The sequence below is a fragment of the Vulcanibacillus modesticaldus genome (genome assembly GCF_001730235.1).
GTDB classification, from domain to species: domain Bacteria; phylum Bacillota; class Bacilli; order Tepidibacillales; family Tepidibacillaceae; genus Vulcanibacillus; species Vulcanibacillus modesticaldus.
Map to the genome: position 1 here is coordinate 34,473 of NZ_MIJF01000089.1, position 13,459 is coordinate 47,931.

Sequence of the window (13,459 nt, forward strand, 5' to 3'; positions counted from 1 at the left end):
AACTTTTAGAAAGGAGAAATAGTCATGCCAAGAGAATTCTCCTTAAAAAATACACGTAATATCGGTATCATGGCACACATTGATGCCGGCAAGACAACTACTACTGAACGAATTCTTTACTACACTGGTCGTACTCATAAAATCGGTGAGGTTCATGAAGGTGCTGCAACAATGGACTGGATGGAGCAGGAGCAAGAAAGAGGTATTACTATTACCTCTGCTGCTACAACTGCTCAATGGAAAGGTCACCGTATTAACATCATTGATACTCCAGGACACGTAGATTTTACGGTAGAAGTTGAACGTTCCTTACGTGTATTAGATGGAGCTGTTACTGTTTTAGATGCTAAAAGTGGCGTTGAACCTCAAACAGAAACTGTTTGGCGTCAAGCAACAACCTATGGTGTACCACGTATTGTATATGTAAACAAAATGGACATCATTGGTGCTGATTTCTTAAAATCTGTTAAAACTATTGAAGATCGTTTACAAGCTAAACCTGTGCCAATTCAACTTCCTATTGGTGCAGAAGATCAATTTGAGGGTATTATTGACCTAATAACTATGGAAGCTTATTACTACCTTGATGATCTTGGAACACGTGCAGAAGCTCGTGAAATCCCAGATGAATATAAGGAATTAGCTGAAGAATGGAGAACTAAGCTAGTAGAGTCAGTTGCAGAACTGGACGAAGAACTAATGATGAAGTACTTAGAGGGAGAAGAAATCACAAATGAAGAGATTAAAACTGCTCTTCGTCAGGGAACTATTAATGTAGAAGTTTTCCCAGTACTTTGTGGTTCTTCTTACAAAAACAAAGGTGTTCAGTTAATGTTAGATGCTGTAATCGATTATCTACCATCTCCGATTGATATCCCAGCAATTAAGGGAACACTTGAAGATGGTTCTGAGGCAGAAAGACCAGCTGATGATAATGCACCTTTCTCAGCTTTAGCATTTAAGATTATGACTGACCCTTATGTTGGTAAGTTAACATTCTTCCGTGTATATTCTGGTATATTAAATTCTGGTTCTTATGTACTAAACTCAACAAAAGGTAAGCGTGAGAGAATCGGGCGTATTCTACAAATGCATGCTAACCATAGGGAAGAAATTAGCACTGTATATTCCGGAGATATTGCAGCAGCGGTTGGGTTAAAGGATACAACAACTGGAGATACGCTTTGTGATGAAAAAGAAGTTATTGTTCTTGAGTCCATGGAGTTTCCAGAGCCAGTTATCCGTCTTTCTGTTGAACCAAAAACTAAAGCTGACCAAGATAAGATGGCAATGGCTTTGGCTAAACTTGCAGAAGAAGATCCAACATTCAAGACTCATACAGATGAGGAGACTGGACAAACAATAATTGCAGGTATGGGTGAGCTTCACTTAGATATTATTGTTGACCGCTTAAAGCGTGAATTTAAGGTGGAAGCTAATGTTGGTGCTCCTCAGGTTGCATATAAAGAAACTATTCGTACGGCTGCTAAGGTTGAAGGTAAGTTCGTACGTCAGTCCGGTGGACGTGGTCAATATGGACACGTATGGATTGAATTTGAACCACTTGAGCCAGGAAAGGGCTTTGAGTTCGAAAATAAAATTGTCGGTGGTGTAGTTCCAAGAGAATACATCCCAGCAGTTCAAGCGGGTATTGAAGAAGCGATGAAAAATGGCTTAATTGCTGGTTATCCTGCTATCGATATCAAAGCTACAATCTTTGACGGTTCTTACCATGATGTTGACTCTTCAGAAATGGCATTTAAGATCGCTGGTTCCATGGCGTTTAAGGCTGCGAAGAGCAAATGTAACCCAGTTCTATTAGAGCCAATTATGAAAGTGGAAGTAGTCGTACCGGAAGAGTACATGGGAGATGTTATGGGTGACCTAAACTCCCGTCGTGGACGTATCGAAGGAATGGAAGCTCAAGCCGGAGCTCAACATATTCGTGCTTTTGTTCCACTTGCTGAGATGTTTGGTTATGCAACATCACTTCGTTCACGTACTCAAGGACGTGGAAACTACTCAATGCACTTTGACCATTATGAAGAAGTACCAAAGAACATTGCTGATGAAATTATAGCTAAACAAAAAGGAGAATAAAAACTCCAGTTAATTTATTAATATAGAAATTTACCTGCAGTTCCTGTAGGTGAATTTCTTCAACATATAAGAATTAGTTAATTAAGGAGGAAGAAATAAAATGGCTAAAGAAAAATTCGAACGTACTAAACCACACGTTAATATTGGTACCATTGGACACGTTGACCATGGTAAAACAACTTTAACAGCAGCTATTACTACTGTATTAGCTAAAGCTGGTGGAGCTGAAGCTACCGCATACGATCAAATTGATAAGGCTCCAGAAGAGCGTGAACGTGGTATCACAATTTCTACTGCACACGTAGAATACGAAACTGAAACTCGTCACTATGCACACGTTGACTGCCCAGGACACGCTGACTACGTTAAGAACATGATCACTGGTGCTGCTCAAATGGACGGCGCTATCCTAGTTGTATCTGCAGCAGACGGTCCTATGCCACAAACTCGTGAGCATATCCTTCTTTCTCGCCAAGTAGGGGTTCCTTACATCGTTGTATTCATGAACAAAGTTGACATGGTAGACGATGAAGAGTTACTAGAGCTAGTTGAAATGGAAATTCGTGATCTATTGTCCGAGTACGATTTCCCTGGAGACGATATTCCTGTAATCAAAGGTTCAGCTCTTAAGGCTCTTGAGGATCCATCAAGTGAATGGGCAAATGCAATTCATGAGTTAATGGCTGCAGTCGATGAGTACGTTCCAACTCCAGAGCGTGATACTGATAAGCCATTCTTAATGCCAGTTGAGGACGTATTCTCAATCACTGGTCGTGGTACAGTTGCTACTGGACGTGTTGAACGTGGAGTAATCAAAGTTGGAGACGAAATTGAAATCGTTGGTCTTTCCGATGAAACTAAGAAGACTGTAGTTACTGGTGTAGAAATGTTCCGTAAGCTTCTTGATCAAGCTGAAGCTGGAGATAACATTGGTGCGCTTCTTCGTGGTGTAGATCGTAAAGAGATTGAGCGCGGACAAGTTTTAGCTAAACCTGGTAGTGTTAACCCACACACTAAGTTTAAAGCAGAAGTTTACGTATTAACAAAAGAAGAAGGTGGACGTCATACTCCATTCTTCAACGGTTATCGTCCACAATTCTATTTCCGTACAACTGACGTAACTGGTGTAATCAACTTACCTGAAGGTACTGAAATGGTTATGCCTGGAGACAATATTACTATGGAAGTTGAACTTATCGCACCAATCGCTATCGAAGATGGTACTCGTTTCGCTATTCGTGAAGGTGGACGTACTGTAGGAGCAGGTGTAGTATCTACTATCATTGAATAATATAGAGAATAGTACTTACATAAGTACTAAAAAATAGTTAAGCCAGCGTTTATGCGCTGGCTTTTCTTTTTAGAAAATTGTATTTTATAACCTGCTCACCTTGTTCATTACACTTCTAAAAGCTGCACTTTTACAAAATAAAGTACTTGTTTCAAGGGAATGGTGCATTTTTGTGTTTAATCTTATAGTAAAATAAATGAAGGGAAATTTTCTGGGAAATAAGTGCATTGTGTCTAAAAACTTTTTTAAAGTAGGGATATTCATGGCAAATAAAAATAGAGCTTATATAGCTTTAGGGATTGGGGTATTGTCAGTTTCAACGGCAGCGATCTTTGTCAAATTATCGGCTGCTCCAGCTTCAATAATTGCATTATATCGATTGCTATTCTCTACATTAATACTCGGAATTCCTACTATTATATATTATCGTGAAGAATTGAGGTTGTTGAAAAATAAAGAATGGTTGTATTCAATGCTATCTGGAGTTTTTTTAGCGATTCATTTTATTACATGGTTTGAATCACTGAAGTACACATCAGTAGCAAGTTCGGTAGTAATTGTAACCTTACAACCGATACTTGCAATGATTGGAGGTTATTTTCTTTTTAAAGAAAAGGTCTCGATATTGGGGGTAATCGGAGCATTTTTTGCATTAGCAGGTGCCTTTATTGTTGGTTGGGGAGACTTTAATATTGCTGGACAAGCATTGATTGGTGATTTTTTAGCGTTTATTGGAGCGATAACGGCAACTGGTTATTGGCTTTTTGGACAAACATTACGAAAAAAATTATCATTATTACCATATACTACAGTTGTTTATAGTACAAGCACAATCCTTTTACTCATTTATAATATATTGCTGGGGATCGACTTATTAGATTATGAGCTTAGGGACTGGAAGTTGTTTATTGCTTTAGCAGTAATTCCAAATATCATGGGACATACAATTTTAAATTGGACAATACGTTATATCAATGCAACCACAGTAACAATGAGTATTTTAGTTGAACCAATAGGTTCAATAATATTAGCTTTTTTAATCCTAAATGAAACAGTCGAATTATTACAAATGATCGGCGGGTTAATAATTATAGGAGGCATTTTTATCTATTTAAAATATAAGTAATTTTACACAAAACACTTGCATTCAGCCTCGAATTTTAATATAATATAAAACGTTGGTCTGTGGACTTGCGATGAGGTAGAAGGTTGCCGACACACCCGGCCCCTTTGCCATGGGGTGTGAGCGGGAAATTTCTACTGAGAAATGTCCGTTATAAAAATGGGCGAGAAGGAGGGAATATAAGATGGCGAAGCAAAAAATTAGAATCAGATTAAAAGCGTACGACCACAGAATCCTAGACCAATCCGCTGAAAAGATTGTTGAAACAGCAAAACGTTCTGGAGCATCAGTTTCCGGACCGATTCCATTGCCAACAGAAAAATCTGTTTACACAATCCTTCGTGCGGTTCATAAGTATAAGGATTCTCGTGAACAGTTTGAAATGCGTACACATAAACGTCTAATTGACATCATCAATCCTACACCTCAAACTGTTGATTCACTTATGAGATTAGATTTACCATCTGGTGTAGATATTGAAATAAAACTATAATGAAATGATGTAACTTATTTGATATAGGAGGTGGCAAAAATGACCAAAGGAATCTTAGGTAAAAAACTTGGGATGACGCAAATTTTCACTGATAATGGTGATGTAGTACCTGTTACAGTAGTTGAAGCAGGGCCTTGTGTTGTTCTACAAAAGAAAGACAACGAAAATGATGGATACGAGGCTATTCAATTAGGTTTTGATGATCAAAAAGAGCATCGTGTAAACAAGCCAGAGCTTGGTCATGTGAAGAAAGCTAATACAGCACCTAAGCGCTTCATCAAAGAAATCCGTGGCATGTCTATGGATTATGAAGTTGGTCAAGAAGTTAAAGCTGACATTTTTGCTGAAGGTGAATTTGTTGATGTAACTGGCGTTACTAAAGGTAAAGGTTTTGCTGGTGTAATCAAAAGACACAATCAATCACGTGGACCAATGGCTCACGGTTCCCGTTATCATAGAAGACCGGGTTCAATGGGGCCAATCGCTCCTAACAGAGTTGTTAAAGGTAAACCATTACCAGGACGTATGGGTACTGATAAGGTAACTATTCAAAACCTAGAAATCGTTAAGGTAGATACTGAGAGAAACCTTATTTTAGTTAAAGGTTCTATCCCAGGTCCTAAAAACAGTTATGTAGTTATTAAAGAAGCAGTAAAAAAGGCTAATAAATAAGCTTTCTAAAGAAAGGAGGATTCGCTATGCCTAAAGTAGCTTTATATAATATAAGTGGGACTCAAGTTGGAGAAATCGAATTATCTGATGCAATCTTTGGAATCGAACCAAATGAGTCAGTACTTTATGATGCAGTTATTATGCAACGTGCTTCAGAGCGTCAAGGAACTCATAAGGTTAAAGGTCGTTCTGAAGTAAGAGGAGGAGGAAGAAAGCCGTGGCGTCAAAAGGGAACAGGTCGTGCCCGTCAAGGTAGTATTCGTGCTCCTCAATGGGTTGGTGGTGGAACTGTATTTGGACCTACTCCACGAAGCTATGCATATAAACTTCCAAAGAAAGTTCGCCGTTTAGCTTTAAAATCAGCCCTTTCTACAAAGGTATTAGATAAAGAACTTATTGTATTAGATGAGTTAGTTTTATCTGCGCCAAAGACTAAAGAAATGGCAAACATTTTAAGTAATTTAAATGCAGATCGTAAGGCTTTAATTGTTGATAGAGATTATAATGATAATATTGCATTATCTTCTCGCAACATTCCAGGAGTTAAATTTGTATCTGCTGATGGAATCAACGTTCTTGATATCTTAAATCATGACAAATTGATCATCACTAAAGAGGCAGTGGCGAAGATAGAGGAGGTGCTTGTATAATGAAAAATCCTCGCGATATTATAAAGCGCCCTGTGTTAACAGAAAAAACTAGCGATCTTATGGCTGAAAACAAATATGTGTTTGAAGTTGACATGAAATCAAACAAAACTGAGATTAAAGCTGCTATCGAAAGTATCTTCGGGGTAAAAGTTAAAAAGGTTAACCTAGTTAAAATGCCTGCAAAACCAAAACGATATGGACGTTATAGTGGATATACTTCTGAGTGGAAAAAGGCTATCGTAACCTTAACCGAGGATAGCAAAGCTTTGGAATTATTTGAAGTTTAATATATAGAAGAAAAGGAGGGAAATAACAATGGGAATTAAGAAATACAAACCAACCTCTGCTGGTAGACGTGGAATGTCTGTTTCTACTTTCGACGAAATTACTACGGATAAACCAGAAAAATCACTTTTGGCGCCACTAAACAAAAAGGCTGGCCGTAACAATCAAGGAAAATTAACAGTTCGCCATAAGGGTGGCGGTCATAAGCGACAATACCGTATCATTGACTTCAAGCGAAATAAAGATGGCATACCAGGACGCGTTGCTACAATTGAATACGATCCAAACCGTTCTGCAAACATTGCATTAATCAACTATGTTGATGGTGAGAAGAGATATATCATTGCACCTAACGGATTAAAAGTTGGTGACATGATCGAATCAGGACCGCAAGCTGATATTAAGGTGGGAAATGCACTTCCACTTGAAAATATTCCTGTTGGTACTATCATCCACAATATCGAAATGAAACCTGGTAAGGGTGGACAATTGGTTCGTGCTGCTGGAGCAGAGGCTCAACTTCTTGGTAAAGATGGCGATTATGCGATTATTCGTCTAAGCTCTGGTGAAGTACGAATGATTCGTAAAGAGTGTAAAGCGACAATCGGTCAAGTTGGTAACCTAGATCACGAAAATATTAGTATTGGTAAAGCAGGACGTTCCCGTTGGTTAGGAAAGAGACCTACCGTTCGTGGAGTTGTTATGAACCCTAATGACCATCCACACGGTGGAGGAGAAGGTAAAGCTCCAATCGGACGTAAATCACCTGTTACACCTTGGGGTAAACCAACATTGGGATACAAAACTCGTAAGAAAAATAACACTTCTGATAAGTACATTATTCGCCGTCGTAAGAAGTAAATATAAGATGTTGATGGTTTAAATATAAGATTATAATCTATTCTGCCATCTTGAAGGGAGGTTTATTAATGGGACGTAGCTTAAAAAAGGGACCTTTTGTAGATGATCATTTAATGAAAAAAGTAATAGAATTAAACGAAAAGAACGAAAAGAAAGTCATTAAAACATGGTCTCGTCGTTCTACGATTTTCCCTGAATTTGTTGGACATACTATAGCAGTACATGATGGTCGTAAACACGTGCCTGTATATATAACTGAAGATATGGTAGGGCATAAATTAGGTGAGTTTGCTCCTACTCGTACTTACAAAGGACACGCGGACGACGATAAGAAAACTAAGCGCTAATCGAATTGAGAGGAGGTACAGTGAATGCAAGCTAAAGCTGTAGCTAAATATGTACGGATTGCTCCTCGTAAAGTGAGTCTTGTATTAGACCTAATTCGGGGCAAAGAAGTTGGAGAAGCTATTGCAATCCTTCGTCATACTCCAAAGGCGGCTTCCCCAGTTATTGAAAAGTTAATCAATTCTGCAATTGCGAATGCAGAGCATAACTATAACATGGATGTAGAAAAACTAGTTGTAAGTGAGGCTTACGCAAACCAAGGTCCAACTTTGAAACGTTTCCGTCCAAGAGCAATGGGACGTGCAAGTCGAATCAACAAGCGTACCAGCCACATTACTGTAGTATTAACTGAAAAAAAGGAGGGATAAATCGTGGGACAAAAAGTTAATCCGATAGGACTTCGCGTAGGAATTATTCGTGATTGGGAGTCTAAATGGTTCGCTGAGAAAGATTATGCTGATTTACTACATGAAGACATCAAAATCCGTGAAGTGCTAAAGAAGCGATTATATGATGCGGCTGTTTCCCATATCGAGATTGAAAGGGCAGCAAACCGTATTAATGTAACAATTCACACAGCAAAACCTGGAATGGTAATCGGTAAAGGTGGAGCTGAAGTTGAAAATCTTCGTCAATTAGTAACTAAGATGACTGATAAAAAAGTTCACATAAATATTTCTGAAATTAAGAACCCTGAACTTGATGCTCAATTAGTTGCTGAGAATATAGCACAACAATTAGAGCGTCGTATCTCTTTCCGTCGTGCAATGAAACAAGCGATTCAACGCACAATGCGTGCCGGTGCTAAAGGGATCAAAACTTTAGTTAGTGGACGTCTTGGCGGAGCGGAGATTGCTCGTAGTGAAGGCTATAGCGAGGGAACTGTTCCACTTCATACTCTTCGTGCGGATATTGACTATGGAACAGCAGAAGCGCATACAACCTATGGACGTTTAGGGGTTAAAGTTTGGATATATCGTGGAGAAGTTCTTCCTGTAGCGAAGAACAAAAAAGCTAAGGAAGGAGGCAGATAATTATGTTGATGCCAAAACGTGTTAAACACCGCAAAGAACACCGTGGTAAAATGCGCGGGCGTGCAAAAGGTGGTACTGAAGTAGCATTTGGTGAATTTGGGTTACAAGCATTAGAGCCGGCTTGGATTACTAACAGACAAATTGAAGCAGCTCGTATTGCGATGACACGTTATATTAAACGTGGTGGTAAGGTTTGGATTAAAATTTTCCCTTCAAAACCTATTACACAAAAGCCACTAGAGGTTCGAATGGGTAGTGGTAAAGGTTCACCTGAGAAATGGGTTGCGGTTGTAAAGCCAGGTAAAGTATTATTTGAATTAGCTGGTGTATCTGAAGAGGTAGCGCGTGAAGCTATGCGTCTGGCATCCCATAAGCTGCCAATTAAAACTAAGTTTGTAAAGCGTGAAGAAGTGGGTGGTGACGCAAATGAAAGCTAATGAACTAAGAAATATGACCACTGCTGAAATTGAGCAAAAAATTAATTCTCTTAAAGAAGAGCTTTTCAACCTCCGTTTTCAATTAGCGACGGGTCAATTAGAGAATACAGCTCGTATTAAAGAAGTGCGTAAGGGAATCGCACGTGCTAAGACTGTATTGCGTGAAAGAGAATTAGGGATTAATAAGTAAACCCTGAAAGGAGGTTAAATAATGTCTGAACGTAATCAACGTAAAGTTCAAGTTGGTAAAGTAGTTAGCGACAAGATGGATAAGACTATTGTAGTTGCTGTTGAGACTTACAAAAAGCATCCGTTATACGGCAAGCGCATTAAATATACAAAGAAATTCAAAGCTCACGATGAGAACAATCAAGCAAAGATTGGCGATATCGTGAAGATTATGGAAACAAGACCATTATCTAAGGATAAGCGTTGGAGATTAGTTGAGATTGTTGAAGAAGCAATCATCATATAATATGACAGTTAATCTAGACTGATGTTCCGAAGGGAGGGACTTTTGAATGATTCAGCCACAAACAATTTTAAATGTAGCTGATAATTCTGGAGCTAAAAAATTAATGGCTATTAAGGTTTTAGGTGGTTCAAAGAGAAAATTCGCTAACATTGGAGATATCATTGTTTGTTCCGTTAAGGAAGCAACACCAGGTGGCGTTGTTAAGAAAGGTGACGTAGTTAAAGCTGTTATTGTACGTTCTAAGCGAGGAACTAGACGTAGTGATGGATCTTACATTAAATTTGACGAAAATGCAGCAGTTATCGTTAAAGATGATAAGAGTCCTCGTGGGACACGTATTTTTGGACCTGTAGCACGTGAATTACGTGAAAAAGACTTTATGAAAATCGTTTCTTTAGCTCCTGAAGTCATTTAATCTATACTGTAAGGAGGTGCATTTAATGAAATCCTCAAAAAACAAACTACATGTTAAAAAAGGTGACACTGTAATTGTAATCAGTGGTAAGGATAAAGGTAAAAAGGGACGTGTATTGCAAGCTTATCCACAGGAAAACCGTGTACTAGTTGAAGGAGTAAATCTTGTTAAAAAACATACTCGTCCTTCTCAAGCAAATCCACAAGGTGGTATTATAACTCAAGAAGCTCCAATACACGCATCTAATGTTATGTTAGTAGATCCAAAAACTGGTGGAGTGACAAGAGTTGGATATAAAGTTTTAGAAAATGGGAAAAAAGTGCGGGTTGCTAAAAAATCTGGCGAAGTAATTGACAAGTAGTCAGGTGAAGGAAGGAGGTCTAAATTATGACAGCAAGGTTAAAAGAAAAATATCTTAATGAAATTACTCCAGCATTGATGAAAAAATTTAATTATAAATCAGTAATGGAAGTGCCTCGTATTGAAAAGGTTGTAATCAATATGGGACTAGGAGAAGCTGTACAAAATCCAAAAATTTTGGATAGTGCAGTAGCTGATTTAGAACAAATAGCTGGACAAAAACCAGTAATTACTCGTGCAAAGAAATCCATCGCTGGTTTTAAATTACGTGAGGGAATGCCAATCGGTGCAAAGGTAACACTTCGTGGTGAGCGTATGTATCACTTCATCGATAAATTATTTAATATTGCACTTCCACGTGTTCGTGACTTCCGTGGTGTTTCAAATAAAGCTTTTGATGGACGCGGTAACTATACCTTAGGACTAAAAGAACAATTAGTGTTCCCAGAAATTGATTATGATAAAATCGATAAACTTCGTGGTATGGACATTGTTTTCGTAACAACTGCAAATACTGATGAAGAGGCACATGAGTTATTAAGTCTATTAGGAATGCCGTTTGCAAAATAACTCTAATTTGAGGAGGAAATAGCGTGGCAAAGAAATCAATGATTGCTAAGCAAAGACGACCTCAAAAGTTCAAAGTAAGAGAATATACTCGTTGTGAACGTTGTGGTCGTCCACATGCTGTAATTCGTAAATTCAAGTTATGTCGTATTTGTTTTAGGGAACTTGCGTATAAAGGACAAATTCCTGGAGTTAAGAAGGCTAGTTGGTAAACCCAGTTAGGGAAGGAGGCTATCAATATGGCGATGACAGATCCAATTGCTGATATGCTTACTCGTATCAGAAATGCAAATATTGTTCGTCACGAGATTGTTGAAGTACCAGCTTCAAACATCAAGAAAGAAATTGCTGAAATTTTAAAGCGTGAAGGTTTCATTCGTGACGCAGAATATATTGAAGATGACAAACAAGGTATAATCCGTTTATTCTTAAAATACGGACCAAATAATGAACGTGTAATTACTGGATTAAAGCGAATTAGTAAACCAGGTTTACGTGTTTATGCAAAGTATAACGAAATTCCAAGAGTACTTGGAGGATTAGGAATCGCAATCATCTCTACCTCTCAAGGTGTGATGACTGATAAAGAAGCTCGTAAAGCAAAAGTGGGCGGAGAAGTTCTTGCTTACATCTGGTAATAGAACTTAAATCCGATTGGAGGTGTAAGAATGTCTCGTATTGGAAAGAAACCAGTTGAAATACCAGCTGGTGTAGAAGTAACGATCGATGGTACTGTAGTTAGTGTTAAAGGACCGAAAGGAACTTTAACTAGGACATTCCATAATGATATCAAAATTATCAAAGAAGGAAATGAAGTAATTGTAGAACGTCCTTCTGATAATAAATTACATCGTGCATTACACGGTACTACCCGTAGTATAATCAGCAACATGGTAGAAGGCGTAACTAAGGGGTTTGAGAAGACATTAGAATTAGTTGGTGTTGGATACCGTGCTGCTAAATCTGGTAAAAAAGTAACATTAAGTGTTGGTTACTCTCATCCAGTTGAATTCCTACCTGAAGAAGGTATTGACCTTGAGGTACCAGAACCAACTAAGATTATCGTTAAAGGAATCGATAAAGAGCGTGTTGGTGCTACTGCAGCGAAAATTAGATCAATCCGTAAACCAGAACCTTATAAAGGTAAAGGTATTAAATACGCTGATGAACGTATTCGTCGTAAGGTTGGTAAAACTGGTAAGTAATGCTTTCGCTTAACGAAGGGAGTGAATCCGGTTGATTAATAAAACAAATAAAAATAAAATCCGTAAGAAAAGACACTTACGTATGAGAAAAAATATTGTTGGTACAGCACAAAGACCTCGTTTAAACGTATTCCGTTCTTCAAAACACATTTATGCTCAATTAATCGATGATGTTACAGGAACTACTTTAGTTTCTGCATCAACATTAGATAGCGAACTTAAAGATAAGATTAGTAACGGTGGTAATGTTGAAGCAGCTAAATTAGTTGGAGAACTTGTTGCTAAAAGAGCTGTTGAAAAAGGTTATGCGAGCGTAGTTTTTGATAGAGGTGGATATCTGTACCACGGAAGAATCAAAGCCTTAGCTGAAGCTGCTCGAGAAGCAGGACTTCAGTTTTAACAAGACATGAAGGAGGGAAAAACATGCGTATTGACCCAAATACACTTGATTTGCAAGAAAAAGTGGTTAACATCAACCGAGTAGCTAAAGTTGTTAAAGGTGGACGTCGCTTTAGTTTTAGTGCTTTGGTTGTTGTTGGGGACAAAAATGGCTGGGTTGGTGCTGGTATAGGTAAAGCATCTGAAGTACCTGATGCTATCCGTAAGGGTATTGAAGATGCTAAGAAAAACTTAATCCATGTACCACTGGTTGGTTCAACTATACCTCATCCAATTACTGGAGAGTTTGGTGCAGGAAAAGTATTCTTAAAACCTGCTTCAGAAGGTACTGGAGTTATAGCTGGTGGACCAGTTCGTGCAGTACTTGAATTAGCAGGAATCGGGGATATTTTAACTAAATCTTTAGGTTCTTCAAATTCAATTAACATGGTTAAGGCAACTTTAGAAGGACTAAATAGTTTAAAAAGTGTTGAAGAAGTTGCTAAATTACGTGGAAAAACAGTTGAAGAACTTTTAGGATAGGAGGGAGTATCATGGCAAAAAAATTACAAATCACCCTCAAACGCAGTTTAATTGGTCGTCCAGAAACTCAAAGAGTTACTGTTAAAACTTTAGGACTTAGAAAGTTAAATCAAACTGTCGTTCACAATGATAACCCTGCTATTCGCGGGATGATTAATAAAGTGAGTCATTTAGTTGAAGTAACAGAAGTTGATGAATAATAAATAGCTTTGTATAGGGGAGGTG

23 protein-coding genes are annotated in these 13,459 nt (G+C 38.2%); all 23 read left to right on the plus strand.

Annotation, left to right across the window (positions count from 1 at the left end; genetic code table 11):
• The first annotated feature begins 24 nt into the window (after positions 1 to 24).
• A complete protein-coding gene (fusA, locus tag BHF71_RS10780; RefSeq protein ID WP_069657633.1) occupies positions 25 to 2,100 on the plus strand; it encodes an elongation factor G in 2,076 nt (691 codons plus the stop codon).
• Positions 2,101 to 2,200: 100 nt separating this feature from the next.
• The gene (gene tuf / locus BHF71_RS10785) at positions 2,201 to 3,391 is read left to right on the plus strand and encodes an elongation factor Tu (RefSeq protein WP_069657634.1); all 1,191 of its coding nucleotides are present in this window, start codon (positions 2,201 to 2,203) and stop codon (positions 3,389 to 3,391) included.
• Positions 3,392 to 3,653: 262 nt separating this feature from the next.
• On the plus strand, positions 3,654 to 4,517 hold the full coding sequence (locus BHF71_RS10790; protein ID WP_069657635.1) for a DMT family transporter: 864 nt from the start codon (positions 3,654 to 3,656) through the stop codon (positions 4,515 to 4,517).
• A gap of 181 nt (positions 4,518 to 4,698) precedes the next feature.
• Positions 4,699 to 5,007 carry a 30S ribosomal protein S10 gene (rpsJ, locus tag BHF71_RS10795; protein WP_020155511.1) on the plus strand — a complete coding sequence of 103 codons (309 nt, stop codon included), beginning with the start codon at positions 4,699 to 4,701 and terminating at the stop codon, positions 5,005 to 5,007.
• Positions 5,008 to 5,046: 39 nt separating this feature from the next.
• The gene (gene rplC / locus BHF71_RS10800; RefSeq protein ID WP_069657636.1) at positions 5,047 to 5,679 is read left to right on the plus strand and encodes a 50S ribosomal protein L3; all 633 of its coding nucleotides are present in this window, start codon (positions 5,047 to 5,049) and stop codon (positions 5,677 to 5,679) included.
• 26 nt (positions 5,680 to 5,705) lie between these two features.
• Complete coding sequence (gene rplD, locus BHF71_RS10805; protein WP_069657637.1) at positions 5,706 to 6,329, plus strand: 50S ribosomal protein L4; 624 nt, start codon at positions 5,706 to 5,708, stop codon at positions 6,327 to 6,329.
• The gene (rplW, locus tag BHF71_RS10810) at positions 6,329 to 6,616 is read left to right on the plus strand and encodes a 50S ribosomal protein L23 (RefSeq protein WP_069657638.1); all 288 of its coding nucleotides are present in this window, start codon (positions 6,329 to 6,331) and stop codon (positions 6,614 to 6,616) included. The genes rplD and rplW overlap by 1 nt, the downstream gene beginning before the upstream one ends.
• A gap of 28 nt (positions 6,617 to 6,644) precedes the next feature.
• Positions 6,645 to 7,475 carry a 50S ribosomal protein L2 gene (gene rplB / locus BHF71_RS10815; RefSeq protein ID WP_069657639.1) on the plus strand — a complete coding sequence of 277 codons (831 nt, stop codon included), beginning with the start codon at positions 6,645 to 6,647 and terminating at the stop codon, positions 7,473 to 7,475.
• Positions 7,476 to 7,543: 68 nt separating this feature from the next.
• Entirely contained in the window at positions 7,544 to 7,822 is a 279-nt protein-coding gene (gene rpsS, locus BHF71_RS10820; RefSeq protein WP_069657640.1) for a 30S ribosomal protein S19, read from the plus strand.
• Between the two features lie 24 nt (positions 7,823 to 7,846).
• On the plus strand, positions 7,847 to 8,188 hold the full coding sequence (rplV, locus tag BHF71_RS10825) for a 50S ribosomal protein L22 (protein WP_069657641.1): 342 nt from the start codon (positions 7,847 to 7,849) through the stop codon (positions 8,186 to 8,188).
• A 3-nt stretch (positions 8,189 to 8,191) separates the two neighbouring features.
• On the plus strand, positions 8,192 to 8,854 hold the full coding sequence (rpsC, locus tag BHF71_RS10830) for a 30S ribosomal protein S3 (RefSeq protein ID WP_069657642.1): 663 nt from the start codon (positions 8,192 to 8,194) through the stop codon (positions 8,852 to 8,854).
• A gap of 2 nt (positions 8,855 to 8,856) precedes the next feature.
• Positions 8,857 to 9,291, plus strand: coding sequence for a 50S ribosomal protein L16 (gene rplP, locus BHF71_RS10835; RefSeq protein WP_069657643.1), 435 nt, complete (start codon positions 8,857 to 8,859; stop codon positions 9,289 to 9,291).
• A complete protein-coding gene (gene rpmC / locus BHF71_RS10840) occupies positions 9,281 to 9,481 on the plus strand; it encodes a 50S ribosomal protein L29 (protein WP_069657644.1) in 201 nt (66 codons plus the stop codon). The genes rplP and rpmC overlap by 11 nt, the downstream gene beginning before the upstream one ends.
• A 21-nt stretch (positions 9,482 to 9,502) precedes the next feature.
• Positions 9,503 to 9,766, plus strand: coding sequence for a 30S ribosomal protein S17 (gene rpsQ / locus BHF71_RS10845; RefSeq protein ID WP_069657645.1), 264 nt, complete (start codon positions 9,503 to 9,505; stop codon positions 9,764 to 9,766).
• 46 nt (positions 9,767 to 9,812) lie between these two features.
• Positions 9,813 to 10,181, plus strand: coding sequence for a 50S ribosomal protein L14 (rplN, locus tag BHF71_RS10850; protein ID WP_069657646.1), 369 nt, complete (start codon positions 9,813 to 9,815; stop codon positions 10,179 to 10,181).
• Positions 10,182 to 10,206: 25 nt separating this feature from the next.
• The gene (rplX, locus tag BHF71_RS10855) at positions 10,207 to 10,542 is read left to right on the plus strand and encodes a 50S ribosomal protein L24 (protein WP_069657647.1); all 336 of its coding nucleotides are present in this window, start codon (positions 10,207 to 10,209) and stop codon (positions 10,540 to 10,542) included.
• A 26-nt stretch (positions 10,543 to 10,568) separates the two neighbouring features.
• Positions 10,569 to 11,111 carry a 50S ribosomal protein L5 gene (gene rplE / locus BHF71_RS10860; protein WP_069657648.1) on the plus strand — a complete coding sequence of 181 codons (543 nt, stop codon included), beginning with the start codon at positions 10,569 to 10,571 and terminating at the stop codon, positions 11,109 to 11,111.
• Positions 11,112 to 11,134: 23 nt separating this feature from the next.
• Positions 11,135 to 11,320, plus strand: coding sequence for a type Z 30S ribosomal protein S14 (locus BHF71_RS10865; RefSeq protein WP_069657649.1), 186 nt, complete (start codon positions 11,135 to 11,137; stop codon positions 11,318 to 11,320).
• Positions 11,321 to 11,347: 27 nt separating this feature from the next.
• Complete coding sequence (rpsH, locus tag BHF71_RS10870) at positions 11,348 to 11,746, plus strand: 30S ribosomal protein S8 (RefSeq protein WP_069657650.1); 399 nt, start codon at positions 11,348 to 11,350, stop codon at positions 11,744 to 11,746.
• A 30-nt stretch (positions 11,747 to 11,776) separates the two neighbouring features.
• Positions 11,777 to 12,313, plus strand: coding sequence for a 50S ribosomal protein L6 (rplF, locus tag BHF71_RS10875; RefSeq protein WP_069657651.1), 537 nt, complete (start codon positions 11,777 to 11,779; stop codon positions 12,311 to 12,313).
• A 31-nt stretch (positions 12,314 to 12,344) separates the two neighbouring features.
• The gene (gene rplR / locus BHF71_RS10880) at positions 12,345 to 12,713 is read left to right on the plus strand and encodes a 50S ribosomal protein L18 (RefSeq protein WP_069657652.1); all 369 of its coding nucleotides are present in this window, start codon (positions 12,345 to 12,347) and stop codon (positions 12,711 to 12,713) included.
• 23 nt (positions 12,714 to 12,736) lie between these two features.
• Positions 12,737 to 13,234: a 30S ribosomal protein S5 gene (gene rpsE / locus BHF71_RS10885; protein ID WP_069657653.1), complete on the plus strand. Its 498-nt coding sequence runs from the start codon at positions 12,737 to 12,739 to the stop codon at positions 13,232 to 13,234.
• Between the two features lie 11 nt (positions 13,235 to 13,245).
• Positions 13,246 to 13,434 (plus strand): 50S ribosomal protein L30, encoded by a 189-nt coding sequence (rpmD, locus tag BHF71_RS10890; RefSeq protein WP_069657654.1) that lies wholly within the window; start codon positions 13,246 to 13,248, stop codon positions 13,432 to 13,434.
• Positions 13,435 to 13,459 lie beyond the last annotated feature (25 nt).